The sequence below is a fragment of the Streptomyces spinoverrucosus genome (assembly GCF_006539505.1).
Lineage (GTDB): Bacteria > Actinomycetota > Actinomycetes > Streptomycetales > Streptomycetaceae > Streptomyces > Streptomyces spinoverrucosus.
In genome coordinates this window covers 25,910-43,980 of the sequence record NZ_BJND01000060.1, presented here as the reverse complement: position 1 = coordinate 43,980, position 18,071 = coordinate 25,910, and the positions used below count along the sequence as shown (strand labels likewise).

At 74.2% G+C, this 18,071-nt stretch carries 12 protein-coding genes and 1 pseudogene; 8 read left to right on the top strand and 5 right to left on the bottom strand.

Going from position 1 to position 18,071, the window contains the following annotated elements; all coding sequences use genetic code 11:
• The first annotated feature begins 132 nt into the window (after positions 1-132).
• From SSP24_RS32715 to SSP24_RS32700, 4 genes are all read left to right on the top strand, one after another.
• Positions 133-1,545, top strand: a complete 1,413-nt coding sequence (locus SSP24_RS32715) for a HEAT repeat domain-containing protein (protein WP_141313596.1) — start codon at positions 133-135, stop codon at positions 1,543-1,545.
• Between the two features lie 194 nt (positions 1,546-1,739).
• Positions 1,740-2,867 carry a glycosyltransferase family 4 protein gene (locus tag SSP24_RS32710; protein WP_141313595.1) on the top strand — a complete coding sequence of 376 codons (1,128 nt, stop codon included), beginning with the start codon at positions 1,740-1,742 and terminating at the stop codon, positions 2,865-2,867.
• Entirely contained in the window at positions 2,864-4,027 is a 1,164-nt protein-coding gene (locus tag SSP24_RS32705) for a glycosyltransferase (protein WP_141313594.1), read from the top strand. Before SSP24_RS32710 ends, SSP24_RS32705 begins: the two co-directional genes overlap by 4 nt.
• Positions 4,024-5,019, top strand: coding sequence for an SGNH/GDSL hydrolase family protein (locus tag SSP24_RS32700; RefSeq protein WP_141313593.1), 996 nt, complete (start codon positions 4,024-4,026; stop codon positions 5,017-5,019). The genes SSP24_RS32705 and SSP24_RS32700 overlap by 4 nt, the downstream gene beginning before the upstream one ends.
• Positions 5,020-5,059: 40 nt before the next feature.
• Here SSP24_RS32700 and SSP24_RS32695 read toward each other — a convergent pair whose 3' ends face one another.
• The 5 genes and pseudogenes from SSP24_RS32695 to SSP24_RS32675 form a co-directional block, all read right to left on the bottom strand.
• Positions 5,060-5,929 carry a 5-oxoprolinase subunit C family protein gene (locus tag SSP24_RS32695; protein WP_141313592.1) on the bottom strand — a complete coding sequence of 290 codons (870 nt, stop codon included), beginning with the start codon at positions 5,927-5,929 and terminating at the stop codon, positions 5,060-5,062.
• Positions 5,930-6,129: 200 nt separating this feature from the next.
• Positions 6,130-6,735: pseudogene (locus SSP24_RS32690) on the bottom strand (5-oxoprolinase subunit B family protein); the annotation flags it as partial.
• Positions 6,732-7,490, bottom strand: a complete 759-nt coding sequence (locus SSP24_RS32685; protein ID WP_141313590.1) for a LamB/YcsF family protein — start codon at positions 7,488-7,490, stop codon at positions 6,732-6,734. The pseudogene SSP24_RS32690 and the gene SSP24_RS32685, both read right to left, overlap by 4 nt.
• A 16-nt stretch (positions 7,491-7,506) precedes the next feature.
• Positions 7,507-8,328, bottom strand: a complete 822-nt coding sequence (locus tag SSP24_RS32680) for a putative hydro-lyase (protein ID WP_141313589.1) — start codon at positions 8,326-8,328, stop codon at positions 7,507-7,509.
• On the bottom strand, positions 8,325-9,644 hold the full coding sequence (locus SSP24_RS32675; RefSeq protein WP_141313588.1) for an MFS transporter: 1,320 nt from the start codon (positions 9,642-9,644) through the stop codon (positions 8,325-8,327). Before SSP24_RS32675 ends, SSP24_RS32680 begins: the two co-directional genes overlap by 4 nt.
• A gap of 175 nt (positions 9,645-9,819) precedes the next feature.
• Here SSP24_RS32675 and SSP24_RS32670 point away from each other — a divergent pair, with 175 nt between their 5' ends.
• From SSP24_RS32670 to SSP24_RS32655, 4 genes are all read left to right on the top strand, one after another.
• Positions 9,820-10,515, top strand: a complete 696-nt coding sequence (locus SSP24_RS32670) for a GntR family transcriptional regulator (protein ID WP_141313587.1) — start codon at positions 9,820-9,822, stop codon at positions 10,513-10,515.
• A 92-nt stretch (positions 10,516-10,607) separates the two neighbouring features.
• On the top strand, positions 10,608-12,134 hold the full coding sequence (locus SSP24_RS32665) for a hypothetical protein (RefSeq protein ID WP_141313586.1): 1,527 nt from the start codon (positions 10,608-10,610) through the stop codon (positions 12,132-12,134).
• Positions 12,135-12,156: 22 nt separating this feature from the next.
• Entirely contained in the window at positions 12,157-13,029 is an 873-nt protein-coding gene (locus SSP24_RS32660) for a hypothetical protein (RefSeq protein ID WP_141313585.1), read from the top strand.
• Positions 13,030-13,085: 56 nt separating this feature from the next.
• The gene (locus SSP24_RS32655; protein WP_141313584.1) at positions 13,086-18,059 is read left to right on the top strand and encodes a hypothetical protein; all 4,974 of its coding nucleotides are present in this window, start codon (positions 13,086-13,088) and stop codon (positions 18,057-18,059) included.
• The last annotated feature ends 12 nt before the right edge of the window (positions 18,060-18,071 follow it).

Here is an 18,071-nt window from a genome sequence, read left to right as displayed (position 1 = left end):
GGGCCACTGACGAGAGGCAGAGGAAGATGGTCTACAGCAAGCAGAAGACGGCGGGCGCCCCGACGTGTTGTTACGCGGCCAGGTAGAGCACGTTCCCCGGTTGCGTCGACGCTTGATGTGAGGCTGTTTCCCATGTTCGATCCGGTCATAGCGCCCAGCGGTACGCTGCTCGGCCTGCTTCAGCGGGGCCGCGGCGACGGTACGCTGCACGCGCTCACCGCCCCCCGCGCCGAGGCGCTCGCGGCCCTGAACCACTGTGTGCTGCGCGACCCCCGCCACGACTGGCAGGTGGAGAACCGCTCCCTGTACTACGCCCGCCTCTACCTCGACCTGAACGGCGAGCTGGACGCGATCGAGGCGCATCTCTTCGACCCCGAGGACGTCCTCGACACCGAGGAATCCCGCACCGGGCTCGCCCTCGCCGTCCTCGGCCACCTCGCCTCGTACGGCAGGCGCGACGCGCTCGCCCTGCTGCGCAGGTACGCCGCCCACGGCTCCAACTGGGCCTGGGCCCTGGATGAACTCGCCCTGCGCGACGACGACGCCGGGCTGCGCGCCCTGGCCACACCCGTGCTGGCCCGCTTCCCGGCCGACGCGGAGGGCGAGGCCGAGCTGGCCGCCGCCGTGCGGGACGCCTTCGAACCGAGGCCGTGGCGGCTGTGGGCGGAGGATCCTCGCGAATCGATCGGTACGCGCGTGCGTGCCGCCCAGGAAACCGGCTGCTTCGACCGCTGGCAGCGGCAGATGCGCTCCACCGGGCCCCGTCCGGGGTGGAGCGTGCAGGCCGTGTTCGAGTGGGCCCAGCAGGGCGTCGAACGCGGTGTGGCGCTGCACATCCCCGCTGCCCGCTGCCTCACCGCAGTCGCCGGACCCGAGGACCGGCCCGAGATCGTCCGGGCCGCCCAGGACGGCAGCGAGGGCGCCCGCAGCACCGCGCTGCGCTATCTCGCCGACAGCAACGATCCCGCCGCGCTCGACCTGATCGAGGCGGCCGTCGTCACCGGCCCGGCGCCGGTCGCGGAGGCCGCCGTCGACGCCTTCGAACGGATGCGCAGTATGGCCGCCGTGGACCGGGCGCGCGGCTGGGCCCGCCGCCCCGATCCGCTGGGCGCCGCCGCCGGACGCATGCTCGCCTGTCGGGGCGGCGCCAAGGACAGCGACCTGGTCCTCGGCGCGCTACGGGAGGCGGTGCGGGGCGAAGGGCCCGACGCGCCGACCCTGTGGACCCTCGTCGACGGCGCCGGACGGCTCGGCATCGGCTGTGCCGCACCGGTTTTGCGCCACGTCTACCGCGAGACCGCCTCGTCCCATCTGCGCGGCCGGGCCGCCCGTGCCCTCGCCGCCACCGACCCCTCCTTCCCGTCCGGTTTCGCCGTCGAGTGTCTCTGGGACTGCGAGGAGACCACCCGGGAGCTCGCCGCCCGGCACGCCGAGACCGGAGACACCCGCGTCGTCGAGCAACTGCGCCGGCTCGCCTCCGACCCGGCCGAGGAGGCGGAGGTCCAGACGGCCGTCCGCAGCCGGATCGGGCCCGACGCCATGTGAACGCCGCCCTGACCCACCCGCCGGGTGGCAGGGGACCGGAGTACCCGTTGGGTGAACAGCGGGTGACCCGGGGGGCAGCGGTGCATGGCCGCGCGCCGACGTGCTCGGGTGCGCAGCGCAACGCTCATGGATCGTTCCCCGTTCGGAAAGATCGACGTTGACGCGGCCACGTCCAGCGTGGCGACAACAGCCCTATGCGTGTCGTCATCGTGACCGAATCCTTTCCCCCCGATGTGAACGGCGTGGCCCACTGCGCGCTCCAGACCGCCCGACACCTCGTCGATCGCGGTCACGCTCCCCTCGTCGTCGCACCGGCTCCCGCTCCCGGCAACAAGGCAGGCGGTCTCGCGCCGTGCCCTGTCGTCCACATCCCCTCCCTTCCGCTCCCGGGCTATCCCCAGGTCCGTGTCGCCCTGCCCAGCCGGCGCCTCGCCGCCGTGCTGCTGACGCACCAGCCCGACATCGTGCACCTGGCCAGCCCCTTCATCCTCGGCGTCCGCGGCATGGCCGCCGCCGCCCGGCTCGGTATCCCCGCCGTCGCCGTCTACCAGACCGACCTGGCCGGATACGCCCGCACCTACGTCGGGGCGGGTGAGGCCGCGGCATGGCGGCGCATCCGCTCCGTGCACGCCGCCGCCGACCGCACCCTCGCCCCCTCCAGCGCCTCCCAGGGCGACCTGGAGGCCCACGGCGTGCCCCGGGTGCACCTGTGGCGGCGCGGTGTCGACACCGTGCGCTTCCGCCCCGACCTGCGCGACGACGCACTGCGCCGGGAACTCGCCCCGAACGGCGAGCTGATCGTCGGCTATGTCGGGCGGCTCGCGCCCGAGAAGCACGTCGAGCTGCTCTCCGGCGTCTGCGCCCTGCCCGGCGTGCGCGTGGTCGTCGTCGGTGACGGGCCGAGCCAGCCCGGCCTGGTCGAGGCGCTGCCCGGCGCGGTCTTCCTGGGCCGCCGCACCGGCGACGAACTCGCCCGGATCTTCGCCTCGCTGGACGTCTTCGCGCACACCGGCCCCTTCGAGACCTTCTGCCAGACCGTGCAGGAGGCCATGGCCAGCGGCGTCCCCGTGGTCGCGCCCGCCGCCGGCGGCCCCAGGGACCTGGTCGACCACGGCCGCACCGGGTTCCTCGTACCGCCGCGCGACGCGGACGCCGTCCGGGACGCCGTCGCCGCCCTGGCCGCCGACCCCGCGCTGCGCGCCGCCTTCGGGACCACCGCCCGCGCCACCGTCGAGGGCCGCACCTGGGCCGCCGTCGGCGACCAGCTCATCGCGCACTACGAGGCCGTCCTCGACGCGCGCAGGCCGGCGGTGGCGGCATGAACACCTCCCTGCGCATCGTCCGGCTGGCGAACTTCGTCGCCCCCGCCTCCGGCGGCCTGCGCACCGCGCTGCGCGAACTGGGCAAGGGCTTCAAGCTCGCGGGCCACGACCCCGTCCTGATCGTGCCGGGCGAGAAGTACAGCGACCGGGACACCGAGCAGGGCCGGGTGATCACCCTGCCCGGACCGGTGCTGCCCGGCACCGGGGGCTACCGCGTGCTCATCGACAAGCGCCGCGTCGCCGCCCTGCTGGAGGAGCTCGGCCCGGACCGCCTGGAGGTCTCCGACCGTACGACCCTGAGGTGGACCGGCAAGTGGGCGCGGCGTGCCCGGGTGCCCGCCGTGATGGTCTCCCACGAGACCGCCGACGGCGTGCTGCGCACCTGGGGCCTGTCGGAGAACTTCTCCCGGCGCGCCGCCGACGCCCTCAACGTCCGCACGGCCCACACCTACTCCAAGGTCGTGTGCACCACCGAGTTCGCCGAGCGGGAGTTCATCCGGATCGGCGCCCGCAACGTCGTACGGGCGCCCCTGGGCGTCGACCTGATGAACCGGCGCCCCACCCTGCGCGACGCGGCACTGCGCGACGTACACGCGCGTGGGGACGAGAAGCTGCTGGTGATGTGCTCCCGGCTGTCCGTCGAGAAGCGGCCCGGCACCGCGCTGGACGCCCTGGAGTCGCTGCGCCAGCGCGGCGTGCGAGCCGTGCTCGTGGTGGCAGGAAACGGGCCGCTGCGCCCGGGCCTGGAGAAGCGCGCGCAGGAGCGCGACCTGCCGGTGACCTTCCTCGGGCATGTCGCCGACCGCAGCCTGCTCGGCGCGCTCCAGGCCACCGCCGACGTCTGCCTGGCCCCCGGACCGGCCGAAACGTTCGGGCTCGCCGCGCTGGAGGCCATGGCCTGCGGCACGCCCGTCGTGGCGAGCGCGTCCTCCGCGCTGCCGGAGGTGATCGGATCCGCCGGGGCCACCGCGGCGGACAACGGGGACGCCTTCGCGGACGCCGTGGAGATGCTCCTCGACCGTCCCGAGCGCGAGCGCCGGGAGACCGCACGCGCGCGTGCGGAGTGCTTCGGCTGGGGTACGGCGGTGGACGCCTTCCTCGCCGCGCACGACGCGGCGGTGCCCGAGCGACCCTTCGTCCGTGCGGAGGGCGCGGCATGAGAGCCGTCCGTTACGTCGCTCTCGGGGACTCGCTGACGGAGGGGGTGGGCGATCCCGTGGGGAATGGGTGGCGCGGCTGGGCCGCGCTGCTCGCCGGCGGCCTGTCCGAACCGCCCGCCGCATTCACCAACCTCGCGGTCAGCGGGGCCCAGACCCGCGATGTGCTGGAGACCCAGCTGCCCGCCGCGCTGGCCCTGCGGCCGGACGTCGCGTCCGTCCTCGTCGGCGTCAACGACACCCTGCGCTGCACGTTCGACATCCACCACATCGCCGAACGCCTCGACAAGGTCTACGCGGCCTTCACCCGGCAGGGCACGGCCGTGCTCACCGCCTGCCTGCCCGACCCGGGCGCGATGCTCGGGCTGCCGGGCGTGCTGGCCAACCCGCTGGCCCGGCGGCAGCGCGCGGTGAACACCGCGGTCCACGCCCTGTCCGAGCGGTACGGGGCCGTGCACCTGCACGCCGCCGAGGGCGACTGGGTCGACGACCGGGCCATGTGGAGTTCGGACCGGCTGCACCCCGGGGAGCGGGGGCACCGGCAGCTGGCCATCCGGTTCCACGAGCTGCTGGCGAACGCCGGGATCGCGACCGGCGCCGCGCCCGCCGCCGAGCCCGAGTTCCCGCCGCCCACCAGGTCGGCGAGCCTGCTGTGGCTGGCCACCGCGGGCACCGCCTGGGTGCTGCGCCGGTGCAACGACCTGCTGCCCCAGCTGCTGCGCCTCGCCGCCGTCGAGATACGGCACCGCGCGCGCGGCACCAGCGCCCGGCTCGACCTGCGGTCGGCGAACGCCGTGTCGATGGCGCTGGCGGCGCTGTCGGTACCGGAGCCGAAGGCCGGGCAGCGCCCGGAGGCGGGGAAGCTGGTCGTGCCGGAGGGGCTGGTCCTGCCGGAGGGGCTGTCGGTGCCGGCCCAGCGCTCGGTGCCGGAGCAGCGTTCGGTGGTGGAGCAGCGCCCGGTGGCGGAGCAGCAGCCGGAGCCGGAGGCGGCGTAGGACTGAGGACCGACGGGGATTGGGGATTCCACCACGGGTGTCAACGACGGCGTACCGCCACGAAGCGGACCGGTGTCCCCGGTACCGCCTGTGCGGCCGCCGGGAGGTCCGCCGCGCGGACGACCGCGAGGACCGGGTAGCCGCCCGTGGTCGGGTGGTCGGCGAGGAAGACGACCGGCCGACCGTCGGGCGGGACCTGGACCGCGCCCAGGACCACACCCTCACTGGGGAGTTCGCCCGAGCGGGCCCGCTCCAGGGTGGGTCCCTCCGTGCGCAGCCCGATGCGGTTGCTTGCGGCGGACACGCGGTAGGTGCGGGAGATGAACGTCCGCACGGCCTCCCGCGTGAACCAGTCGTCGCGGGGCCCGAGCGTCACCCGCAGGACCAGTTCGGCCGGCGGCGCGGGCTGTGGGGCGACGTGCACGCGCGCGTGGGGGCCGACGACACGCCCCAAGGGAAGCACCGCGCCGTCCGTGAGCTGCGGCGGGCCGAGGCCCGACAGCAGGTCGGTGGAGCGGCTGCCGAGCACCGGCTCGACGGCGACGCCGCCGGAGACGGCCACATAGCTTCGTACCCCGCGAACCGCAGCGCCGACGTCCAGGACCGCTCCCGCGGGCACCCGCACCGGCGCGCCCCAGGCGACCGGGCGGCCGTCGACCGTGACCCGGCAGGGCGCGCCCGCGACCGCCACTGTGACCGTGGAACGGGGCCGCACCGCGCACCCGTTGAGGGTCGTCTCCAGGACGGCCGCCTCGGCCGGATTGCCGACCAGCCGGTTGGCGAGCGCCGCCGCGGGCGCGTCGAGCGCGCCGGAGCGCGGCACACCGAGGTGCGCGTGCCCGGGACGCCCCTGGTCCTGCACGGTGGTCAGCGCCCCGGCACGGACGACGGCGAGCGCACGGTCGGTCACGTGCGCCCCACCGGGCCTCGGCCGTCGGCGCCTACCGGGCTTCGGCCGTCGGCGCCCACCGGGCCCCGGCGGTCGGTGCCTGCCGTGTCCGGTCGATCGGCGTCCATCGGGCCTCGGCCGTCGGTCCCTGCCTTGTCTGGGCGATCGGCGTCCACCGGGCCCCTGTCATTGGCGTCCACCGGCCCCGGTCCGTAGGTGCCCACCGGGACGAACCGCACGCGCGTGCCCGGTGACAGCAGAGCGGCCGGTACTCGCGCGTGGTCCCACAGCACCGTGTCCGTGCTGCCGATCAGCTGCCAGCCGCCGGGCGACACGTGCGGGTACACGCCCGTGTACGGCCCGGCCAGCGCCACCGAACCGGCCGGGACCGAGGTGCGCGGAGTGGCGCGGCGCGGGACGTCGTAGTGCGGCGGCAGGCCGGTGAGGTAGCCGAAGCCGGGGGCGAACCCACAGAAGGCGACCCGGAACTCGGTGCCCGCGTGGATGCGTGCCACCTCCCGCTCGGTCACGCCCCACAGGGCGGCGACGTCCGCCAGGTCCGGGCCGTCGTAGCGCACCGGGAGCTCGACGACCTCCCCCGCGCGCGGGGGAGCGGTCGGCACGTCGGCGGAGGTCAGTTCGGAAGCCAGACGGACCGGGTCGGTCAGGCCGTCGAGGAGGACGGTACGGGCCGCGGGCACGATCTCGCGGACCGCGATCGACCCCTCGGCGCGGCGGCGCAGCAACTCCGCGTGCAGCGCCTGCGCCTCGTCGCCGGAGGACACCTCGACGAGCAGGGCGCTGTCGCCGACCGGCAGCACCCTCATGCGAAGGCCTCCACCCGGACACCGGCCTCTTCGAGCCGCCGCCGGACCCGCCGGGCCAGTTCCACCGCGCCGGGCGTGTCCCCGTGCAGACACAGGGAACGCGCGCGTACGTCGATACGGGCCCCGGAGTGGGAGGCGACCGTTCCGGAGCGGGCCAGGCTCACCGACCGTTCCACCACCGCCTCGGGGTCGGTCACGACGGCGCCCTCGCGGCCGCGCGGCACGAGGGTGCCCTCGTCGGTGTACGCGCGGTCCGCGAACGCCTCCGGCACGGCCGGGAGCCCCGCCTTGGCGGCCAACTCCAGCAGCCGCGAACCCGGCAGCCCCAGCACGGGCAGCGAGCCGTCGGCGAGGAGCACGCCGTCGACGACCGCACCGGCCTGCTCCTCGTCGTGCACCACGCGGTTGTAGAGCGCGCCGTGCGGCTTGACGTACGCCACCCGGGAGCCTGCCGCGCGGGCGAAGACCTCCAGGGCGCCGATCTGGTAGGCCACCTCGGCCGCCAGCTCCGCGGACGGCACGTCCATCGCTCGCCGCCCGAACCCGGCGAGGTCGCGGTAGGAGACCTGCGCGCCGATCGTCACCCCGCGCGCGGCGGCCAGCTCGCACACCCGCCGCATGGTGGCCGCGTCCCCGGCGTGGAAGCCGCAGGCCACGTTGGCGCTGGTGACGACGGACAGCAACTGCTCGTCGTCGGTCAGCCGCCAGCGGCCGAAGCCCTCGCCGAGGTCGGCGTTCAGATCGATCGCGGTCATGGGTCCCCTTCGCTGCTCAGGCCACGCGGTACTGCTCGTCGCGGGCGTCGGTGAGGAACATCTGGCCCGGTGCGTGCGTGATGGCGAACGGCGGGCGGGAGGCCATCACCGCCGCCTGCGGGGTCACCCCGCAGGCCCAGAACACCGGGATGTCGTCCGGCTCGGCGGCCACCGGATCACCGAAGTCGGGCCGGGCGAGGTCGTCGATGCCGAGCGCCGACGGATCACCGCAGTGCACGGGGCTGCCGTGCACCGCCGGGAGCAGACTGCTCTCCCGGATCGCCGCCGCCAGATGCTCGGGCGGCACCGGGCGCATGGACACCACCATCGGCCCGTGCAGCCGCCCCGCCGGGCGGCACTGACGGCTCGTGACATACATCGGCACGTTCCGTCCCTGCTCGATATGGCGCAGCGGTACGCCCGCCCCGGCCAGCGCCCACTCGAAGGTGAAGCTGCAGCCGATCAGGAACGACACCAGATCGTCCCGCCAGTGCCCGAGCACATCCGTCGGCTCGTCCACCAACTCGCCGTCCCGCCACACCCGGTAGCGCGGCAGATCGGTGCGCAGATCCGCCCCGGCGGCGAGCACCGTCGTCCACGAACCGGCGTCCGTGACGTCCAGCACCGGGCAGGGCTTGGGGTTGCGCTGGCAGAACAGCAGCATCTCGTAGGCCCAGTCGGCGGGCACCGCGATCAGGTTGACCTGGGTGTGGCCCGCCGCGACCCCGGCGGTGGGGCCGGTCAGTCCCGCGCGGAAGCGGGCCCGGGCCGTTTCCGGGGTCCACGCGTGCGCGTGCTGGTCGACGAGGGTCAGGGGGCGGTCGTCGATGCGGTTCACACCAGCTCCTTCCCACGCGTCTCGGGCAGCCCCAGCAGCGCCAGCGCCGCGAGACCGTAGCCGATCGCGCCGAAGACCAGCGCGCCGCCCACACCCCAACTGTCCGCCAGAAAGCCGACGGTGGTGGGGAAGACCGCGCCGACGGCACGACCGGTGTTGTACGTGAAGCCCTGCCCCGTGCCGCGCACGGCGGTCGGGTACAGCTCGCTCAGGAACGAGCCGAAGCCGCTGAAGATGGCCGACATGCAGAAGCCGAGCGGGAAACCCAGCACCAGCACAAGGGTGTTGGCGCCGCTGGGGATGTTCGCGTACGCCAGGATGCAGACCGCCGACAGCAGGGCGAACAGCCAGATGTTGCGCCGCCGGCCCAGCCGGTCGGTGAGGTAACCGCCCGTCAGGTAACCGATGAAGGCGCCGGAGATCAGGAACGTCAGATAGCCGCCGGTGCCGACGACGGACAGGTCACGCTCCGTCTTCAGGTACGTCGGCACCCAGGTCGCCAGCGTGTAGTAGCCGCCCTGGACGCCGGTCGAGAGCAGCACGGCGAAGAACGTGGTGCGCAGCAGGCCCGGCGTGTCGGACGTGCCCGGCCGGAAAATAGCCGCGAATGACCCCTTTTGCGGGCTCTTCTCGCGTGCGGCGACCGCCTCGGGAGCGTCGTGCACGCGGCGCCGCATCCAGATGACCAGCAGCGCGGGCAGCGCGCCGGTCCAGAACATCACACGCCAGGCCAGATCCTCGTCGAGGAACGAGAAGACCAGCGTGTACACGATCGCGGCGAGCGCCCAGCCGACGGCCCACGAACTCTGGATCACGCCGAGGGTACGGCCCCGGTGCTTGGCGCTCGCGTACTCGGCGACCAGGATCGCGCCGACCGCCCACTCGCCGCCGAAGCCCAGGCCCTGCAGAGCCCGGAAGACCAGCAGCGTCTCGTAGTTGGGCGCGAAGCCGCAGGCCACGGTGAACACGGCGTACGTGATGACCGTGATCATCAGCGCCTTGACCCGGCCGATCCGGTCCGCGAGTACGCCCGCGAGGGCACCGCCGATCGCGGACACGACGAGCGTGACGGTGGTGAACAGGCCGGTCTGGCCGCTGTCCAGGCCGAAGTAGGCGGCCAGCGCGACCATGCTCAGCGGGAGCGTGAAGTAGTCGTACGAGTCCAGCGCATAGCCGCCGAAGGCGCCCGCGAAGGCGCGGCGGCCGCGCGGGCCGAGGGCGCGCAGCCAGCCGAACGCGCCGTCGTCGTCGGCCTGTTCACCCTTTCCTGGACCGGTGTCCGTGGTCAGGGCCTGCGGTGGAGGGGTCGTGCTCATGTGCACCTCACAGTGGGAGGACGGAGGGCGCTGTGGACTGAGCCGTGCCGTGCGGAAGCTTGGCGGCGCCGCGGTGAGGGAGGGGCGGCGCCGTTCGTAGCAAGGTAGAGGATCGTTGAACGATCCCTCAATACTCATGTTGTTTCGTTCTTGTATCTGCGATTGAATTCCGGGCATGGCAGAGCAGCTGACGGGACTGGCCGACGATCGGGCCCTGCTGGGGCGCACCAGCACCGCCGAGCGGGTCTCGGACATCCTCAGGAGCCGGATCGCCGAGGGGTACTTCCCGCCCGGCACGCGGCTGTCGGAGGACAGCATCGGCGGGGCGCTCGGCGTCTCCCGCAACACCCTGCGCGAGGCGTTCCGGCTACTCACCCATGAACGTCTGCTGGTGCACGAGCTGAACCGGGGTGTCTTCGTCCGGGTCCTGGCCGTGGAGGACGTCGAGGACATCTACCGCACCCGGCGCCTGGTCGAGTGCGCCGTCGTCCGGGGGCTCGGCGAGCCGCCGTACGCGCTCGACGCGCTGGCGTCGGCCGTCACGGCGGGGCAGCGGGCGGCGGTCGAGCACGACTGGAAAGGCCTCGGCACGGCCAACATCCACTTCCACCGCGAGCTGGTCGCCCTCGCCGGTAGCGAACGCACCGACGAGCTGATGCGCAGCGTCTTCGCCGAACTGCGGCTCGCCTTCCACGTCGTGGACGACCCGCGGCGGCTGCACGAGCCGTACCTCACGCGCAACCGCCAGATCCTCCAGGCCCTTCAGGCGGGGGACAGGGCCGAGGCGGAGCGGCTGCTGGAGGTGTACCTCGACGACTCGCTCAAGCGGGTCGTGGAGGTCTACCGGCGGCGGGTCGGCGACGACGCGTAGAACGCCCTCGGGCCTCGGTGTGACCGGCCTGACGCTGGGTGGCATCTGCGTCGTTTGGGTCGTTGTCAGACCGAGGACCTAATCTGTGCACCGTGACTTCGCCTGCATCGACGGACAGTGTTCCGCCCCAGTTCAGCGCGGGGCCGCGCCCCGCCCTGGGGCCGGCCGCCGACGAGGGACTGGCGCGGCGGCTGCGTGCGCTCGCCTGCACCGCGCCGCTGCACGACCTCGACGCGCGCAAGGCCAACCTCGCGGGTGAGTACTCGGTCTACGGCATGGCGGAGGTCGCCCTCGCGGCGATCGACCTCGTCACGCTGAACATGGACTTCGACACCGGCGCCGACCACGACCAGGTGGTGACCCGGCTCGTCCCGCGCATCGCCGCGCAGGCCCCGCAGCGGCCGGTCGCCGAGCACGAGCGCGTGGCGCGCTGGGTGCTGGAGAACCTCATCAACGTCGGCAGCGTGGACCGCGGATTCCGCGCGGTTTACGGCACATTCGCGCCGGATGGGACATATGTCCGGCGGGACTACGACTTCAAGCTGATCGAGGAGGTGCCGGGACCCGGCGGCAGCGTCTACCTCCGCACGACCGACGAGGCGGTGAACGTGCTCGTCGGCGCGCTCGACACCGATGTCACCAGCGCTCAGATCGCGGCCGAGGTCAAGCTGGAGGTGCTGATCAACCGCGGCCGGCTCGCGGACGCCCAGCTGGCGGCCGAGCAGGCGCGCTACCGCACCGTGCAGTACTCGGAAGTGCTCCGCCGCGCCCTGGAGGCGACCCGGCGCAACGTCCGCGCGGTGGACTGGCTCAGCACCGTCCCCGACATGATCGCCGAGGCGCTCGACCACGTCGCCGACCGGTACCGGCACGAGAACGCCATCCTCACCAACATCCGCAAGGCCCGGGACGAGTCGGAGGACCCCGAGCACAAGCGGCGGGCCGCCGAGCTGGTCGACATCGTCAAGGACTGCATCCGGCGGCACACACAGTTGCAGTCGCGACTGCTGGAGGCCGGGCCGCTGTTCCGCGCCGAGCAGGACCGGCAGGCCTTCGCGACGCCGATGTCCACGGCGGGGATAGATCTGTACGGCCACCTGGTCGCGCCGGTGCTGCCGTTGCCGCTTCAGCAGGCGATCCGCGTCACGGACGCGTTCTTCGCCCGGGGGACCGGACTGCGCACGCCGGTGTCCGTCCGGGTCGGGGACCTGGTCGACATACTGCTGACGCCGCCGGTGGAGCGGGAGCACCTCGGGGCGGAGATGCCGGAGCCGGATCTGATCGCCACGCCGGACGACAGCCGGTTCAGCGAGGAGCAGTTGGCCGCGGCGAACGCGCTGCTGGACCTGCCGGCGGACGCGCCGCGCCGATTGTCGGGGCTGCTGGCCGAGGCCCGCCGGATCGACGCCGACCTGCCGTATCTGGTGGCGTTGATGGCGGTCCACGCGGCCAGTCCGCCGGTGGGGACGGCCTATCGGCAGGGGGAGGAGAAGCTGTTGTTCTCCGTGGACGACGGGACGGAGCTGGACGATCCCGAGTTCGGCGGGGCCGACCTGATCGTCGGCACGGCCCTGCTGGACGCGGCGGGGATGACAGCGGACCGGACGGAGGCCGCGTGATGATGTCTGAGGAGTTGCAGTCGTGAGCGAGCACGTTGAGCCGGAGGGCGCCGGGACGTCGGGGAGCGCCGCCGTCACCCCGGCCGACGCCGCCGACGCGGCTCGGCTCGTCGCGTTCGGATTGCAGCCGAAGCTGCTGCCCGCGCGCGATCAGGAGTACGCCGATCTGCTGCGGCGCCACCGGGAGGACCCGGCGTTCGCGCGGCTCGCGGACGCCGTGGCCGCAGGGCTGGGCCTGATCGTGCTGGAGGTGTCCCCGCGCGCGGGCATGGCCGTGACCGCCGCCGAGGACTCCGTGTTCGCCGTGCGGATGGGCGACTACGCGCGGCGCACGGCCGCCGACTCCGGCGACCGGTTCCTGCACGGGCTCGCGCATCTCGCCGTCGCCGCCATGGCGTTCCCGCGCCCCGAGGACCTCGCCGACGACGGGTACATCGGCCGCGTGACGGTCAACGGCGTCGACGCCTTCGTCCGGCAGGCCTGCCGGCGGCTGGAGGAGCGGGCGGCGGAGCAGGGGGAGAACACCGACCCCGCGACCGATGCGCCCGGGCTGGAGGCCGCCTGGCGGATCTGGGTCAGACGCAGCGCGACCGGTGCCACCAAGGACGCGCGCCGGCTCGCCGGGTCCACGACCGGGATCGTCGGCAAGGCCGTGGCCTTCCTCACCGACTCCGGGTTCCTGCAGCGGACGGGGGACGACAACGGCGGCACCTATCGGACGACCGCCCGCTATCAGCTCCAGGTGCGGGACATGGCCGGGAGCGCGGCCATGGCCGAACTGCTGGAGCTGGGGGTCGTCCCGGTGACTGACGGCACGCCGACGCTGCTGCCCCCGGAGGGCGGCGACGACCTGGAGCTGGTGGCCGATGCCGGACTGCCGTTCCACTCCGCCTGAAGTCGCACCCCGCGCCTGAACGTCCCTGATCTGCCGAAGACTTACGAGAGTCCGCCATGTACGAGCTGTCCCGGGTCCGCCTCTACTCCATCGGGCCCGCCGGTGCGCGCTACGCCGACACCGTGCTTGACCTGCGCAGTGTGGGCGAGCCCGTGCCCGATCCCGCGCCGACGCAGGCGGAGTTCTTCGAGGAGGAGCCGGTCGGCCCGCCGCGCCGGCCCGCGCCCGCCGGGGTGCTCTTCCTGGAGAACGGCGGCGGCAAGTCCGTGCTGCTCAAGCTGATCTTCTCGGTGATGCTGCCGGGACACCGGAACACGCTCGGCGGCGCCAGCTCCGGTGTGCTGCGGAAGTTCCTGCTCGCGGACGACTGCGGACATGTCGCACTGGAATGGCAGCACGTGCTGACCGGCGAGTGCGTCGTCGTCGGCAAGGTGAGTGAGTGGCGCGGGCGTCAGGTCTCCAACGACCCGCGGAAGTTCGCCGAAGCCTGGTACTCCTTCCGGCCTGGCCCCGGGCTGACCCTGGACAACCTGCCCGTCGCCGAGTCCACCGCCGTACGGCCGCCCGTGGAGGGCCAGTCGGGCGCGCAGGGGCGGCGGCGCACCATGAAGGGCTTCCGGGACGCGCTCACCGAGGCGGGCAAGGCGTATCCGCACCTCGAAGTGCACTGGGAGGAGATCCACGAGCGCTGGACCGAACACCTCGGCGACCTCGGCCTCGACCCCGAACTGTTCCGCTACCAGCGCGAGATGAACGCCGACGAGGGTGAGGCGGCCGGGCTCTTCGCGGTGAAGAAGGACTCCGACTTCACCGATCTGCTGCTGCGCGCGGTCACCGACACCCGGGACACCGACGGGCTCGCCGACCTCGTCAGCGGCTTCGGGAACAAGCTGGGGCGACGCGCCGAACTGATCGCCGAACGCGACTTCACCGCCGGGTCGGTCGACCTGCTCGGGAGGATCGTCGAGGCCGCCGAGGCACGGGCACGCGCGCGTGACATCCACGCCGGGGCCGAACGGCGCACGCGGACGCTGGCCCGGCGGCTGTCCGCCCGCGGCGCCCAGGAGCGGGTGCGGGCCGCCGACCTCGCCCAGCGGGTCACCGCGGCCGCCTACGCCGTGACCCACGCCGAGTCCGCGCGTGAGCGCAGCGCCCTGATCACCGCCGAACTCGCCTACCGCCACGCCTCGTTGGCGCTCGCGGCGGCCGAGAAGTCCGCGGCCGCGCAGAAGCGTGAGCTGGCCGACGCACGCACCCTGCACTCGGCCTGGCAGGCCGCCGAGGCGGTACTGCGCCACCGCGCCGCCGCCGACCGGGTCACGCGCGTGACCGCCGCGATCCAGGAGGCCGAACGGGACGCTGCTCCCGCGCTCGCCGCGCGGACCAAGGCCGCCGTGGATCTCGTACGAGCCCTGCACGCGGCCGCGGAGAGCGCCGAGTCGCTCGCCAACGAGGAGGAGGCGCGGTCCGCCGCACTCCAGGAGGTCAGCGACTCCGCGTACCGGGACTCCACCACCGCCGCCACCGACGCACAGCGGGCCCGCAGCGAGGCCGGGCACCTGCGGCAGCGCCTCACCGAGGTCGAACAGGAGACCGCCGAGGCGGTGCGCGCGGGCTGGCTCGACGACAGCGCCCCCGACGCCGACCCCGCCCGAGCCGCCCTCGCCGCCAGCGACGCGGAGAAGTCGGCCGTGGCCGCCTGGGACACGGCCCGTGAGGCATCCCGCCGGGCGAGCGAGCACGCGCGCGAGGCGGCGTCCACCGAGTCCCGGGCCGAGCTGACGGCGGCCCGCGCGGCGGACGCGGCGACCGCGGCGGAACGGGCGTACGACGCCGAGCGGCGGACGGCCGAGTCGCTCGCGGCGGAGGAACGGCTGGCGGAGCTGCTCAGCCTGCCCGGCTCCGGCGGCAGGGCGTCCGCCGGTGTACCGGCGCCCCGCGCGGGCGCCGACGCGGCGAGCGATGGCACGGCCGGGCGGCGGGGCACAGGGAACGTCACGGCCGCCGCGGACGGCCGTGCCGGGCGGCACGGTGTGGAGGACTTCGTGGCCCCCGCGGACGGTCGGTCCGGTCGGCAGGGTGCCGCGGACCATGCGACCTCCGCCGACGGCCGGGCTGGGCAGCACGGTGTGGAGGACTTCGCGGCGTCCGCGGACGGCCGGACGGCCGGGCGGCACGGCACGGAGAACGTCACGGCTGCCGCCGACGGCCGGGCCGGGCAACCGGGCGCCGCGGACCACGCAACCCCCGCCGACGCCGCATCCGACGCCCGCGCGCGTGCCACGCGACGCCCCGCCGGGGCAGTCCGGCCCCACACCGACGGCCCCCTAACCCCCGACGAACTCGACCGTTTCGCCGACGAGTTGCGTGAGCTGCTCGACGACGCCGTCTCCTCGGCCGAGCGGCAGCTGTTCGAGCTGCGCACCGCCGCTGCCGACGACGCCCGCATCCTGGGCGCGCTCGGTGACGGTGGCCTGTTGCCGCCCGGCCCGGATGTGCTGGCGACCGTGGAGTTCCTCGGTGAGCACGGCATCCCGGCCCTGCCCGGCTGGCGCTACCTCGCGCAGGCCGTCGACCCCGCAGACCACGCGCGCGTGCTGGCCGCCCGGCCCGAGCTGGTGGACGGCGTCATCATCACCGACCCGGCCTCGCACGCGCGCGCGCGGGAGGCGCTCGGCGACGCCGCGCTGCTGCCCCGGTCCGCCGTGGCCGTCGGTACGGCCGCTGCCCTGCTCGCGCCCACGCCGGCCCCGGACGCCGGAAGCGACGGGGACGTCTTCCTCGTACCGCCGAATCCCGCCATGCACGACGAGCACGCCGCCGACGAGGAACGGCAGGCGCTGCGCGCGCGGGCGACCGAGCGGGACGAGGAGATCCGCACGCTCGCGGCCCGGCTCGGCAAGGACCGCGAGCTGGCCGCGCGACTCGCCTCGTGGCGTACCGGCTGTCCGGCCGGGTGGCTGGTGGAGCTGGCGCAGGCCGCGCGGGACGCGCGCGCGTTCGCCGAGGAGGCCGAGGCCGAGCTGGCCGAGGCGCGGACCGTGCGAGCCGAGGCCGAGGAGGCCGCCGCCGAGGCCGCGCAGGTGCGTGAGCAGCGGCAGGAGGCCGCGCAGAAGGCCCGCCGCTCCGCCGACGCCCTCGCCGGGCTCGCCTTCCGGCTGCGCGAACGGGCCGGCTGGCAGGTCAAGCTGCGTGAACTCGCCGACGAGGCCACCGAGTCAGAGGCCCGCGCCCAGACCTGCCTGGAGCGGGCCCGCGCCGCCGACGAGGACCGGCGCGCCGCCCAGCGCGCCGCCGACGACGCCCGCCGCACCGCGCGTGCGCTGCGCGCCGAGCGCTCCGAGATCGCCGGTGCCCCCGACGACGTACCCGAAGACGACACGAACGCGCCCAAGGCGTCCCTGCCCGCCTTGCGGGAGGCGTACCGGGCGGCCTCCCAGGTGTACGAGAAGGTCGGCGTCGGTGCCGATCTGCGGGCCGAGCAGGCGCGGGCGGAGAGCGACGAGAGCGCGGCCCGCGCGGAACTGGACCGGCTGAGCAACAAGGTCCGCACGCGCGCGGAGCAGCTGTTGCAGTCCCCGGACGGGTCCGACGGGCCGTCCCGGCAGGCCGCCGCCGCGCGCGCGGAGGAGCTGGTGCAGCTGCTGGAGACCCGGATGTCCAGCGCGAGCGAGCAGCTCGGCCGGCTGCGCGGCGAGGCCGAACGGCACGCGCCCGAGGAGGGCGAGGCGCACACCGAGCTGACCGAGGAGCTCCAGCCGCGCGACGCCGAGCACGCACAGGCCCTGCTGCGCACGGCGACCGCAGAACTCGCCTCCCGCACCGAGGCGTTGACCCAGGCCCGTGAGGCACACGCCGAACTGCTCGACGCGCACCGCGCCGCGGAGGACGCCGCAAGCGGCTTCGACGAGATCGCCGCGCTGCTGCGCGACCTGCTGCGCGAGCACGCCGGGGAGGAGGAGCAGGAGGCGCCGGAGCCGTACCCGGGCAGCCTGGAGGACGCCCGACAGTCCGCCGCCGAGGCCCGCCGGTCGCTGCGCGGCTGCGCCGCCGACCTGTCCGCCGCCGAGGCCGCCGTGCGCGAGGCGAGCGACATCCTCGTACGGCACGCCAACTCCACCCGCTACGAGCAGGTACGCACCCCCGCCCGCCAGCAGATCCGCGAGCTGCCCGCGTCGGCGCTGCCCGAGCACGCGCAGAAGTGGGCCGACGCCTTCGCGCCCCGGCTGCGGGTCCTCACCGACGAGTTGGAGCAGCTGGAGCGCAACCGGGACTCGATCGTGGACCGGCTCCGAGGGCTCGTCGAGTCGGCCCTGGCCACGCTCCGGTCCGCCCAGCGGCTCTCCCGTCTTCCGGAGGGCCTTGGTGAGTGGTCCGGGCAGGAGTTCCTGCGGATCCGCTTCGAGGAACCCGACCAGGCCACCCTCACCGAACGGCTCGGCGAGGTCATCGACGAGGCGACCCGGGCCGCCGTCAAGAAGAACTCCGACCTGCGCCGCGACGGCATGTCCTTGCTGCTGCGGGGCGTGGCCGCCGCCCTTCAGCCCAAGGGCGTGGCCGTCGAGATCCTCAAGCCGGACGCCGTACTGCGTGCCGAGCGCGTCCCCGTCGGGCAGATGGGCGACGTGTTCTCCGGCGGCCAGCTGCTCACCGCGGCCATCGCCCTGTACTGCACGATGGCCGCACTCCGCTCCAACGACCGGGGCCGCGCCAAGCACCGGCACGCCGGCACCCTCTTCCTCGACAACCCCATCGGCCGCGCCAACGCGACGTACCTGCTGGAACTCCAGCGGGCGGTGTCGGACGCGCTGGGCGTGCAACTCCTCTACACCACGGGCCTGTTCGACACGACCGCCCTGGCCGAGTTCCCCCTGGTGATCCGCCTGCGCAACGACGCCGACCTGCGGGCGGGCCTGAAGTACATCAGCGTGGAGGAACACTTGAGGCCGGGGTTGCCGCAGCAGCCCCAGGCCGGTGAGGCGGTGCACAGCGAGATCACGGCGACCCGGATGTTCAAGAGGCCTGCTTAGTAGTCCGCCTTG

What these genes read in the sequence shown, in the direction of transcription:
- SSP24_RS32705 (WP_141313594.1), top strand. Translation starts at nt 2,864, where the DNA reads ATGAACACCTCCCTGCGCATCGTCCGGCTGGCGAACTTCGTCGCCCCC.
- SSP24_RS32700 (WP_141313593.1), top strand. Translation starts at nt 4,024, where the DNA reads ATGAGAGCCGTCCGTTACGTCGCTCTCGGGGACTCGCTGACGGAGGGG.
- SSP24_RS32655 (WP_141313584.1), top strand. Translation starts at nt 13,086, where the DNA reads ATGTACGAGCTGTCCCGGGTCCGCCTCTACTCCATCGGGCCCGCCGGT.
- SSP24_RS32675 (WP_141313588.1), bottom strand. Translation starts at nt 9,644, where the DNA reads ATGAGCACGACCCCTCCACCGCAGGCCCTGACCACGGACACCGGTCCA.
- SSP24_RS32670 (WP_141313587.1), top strand. Translation starts at nt 9,820, where the DNA reads ATGGCAGAGCAGCTGACGGGACTGGCCGACGATCGGGCCCTGCTGGGG.
- SSP24_RS32685 (WP_141313590.1), bottom strand. Translation starts at nt 7,490, where the DNA reads ATGACCGCGATCGATCTGAACGCCGACCTCGGCGAGGGCTTCGGCCGC.
- SSP24_RS32715 (WP_141313596.1), top strand. Translation starts at nt 133, where the DNA reads ATGTTCGATCCGGTCATAGCGCCCAGCGGTACGCTGCTCGGCCTGCTT.
- SSP24_RS32710 (WP_141313595.1), top strand. Translation starts at nt 1,740, where the DNA reads ATGCGTGTCGTCATCGTGACCGAATCCTTTCCCCCCGATGTGAACGGC.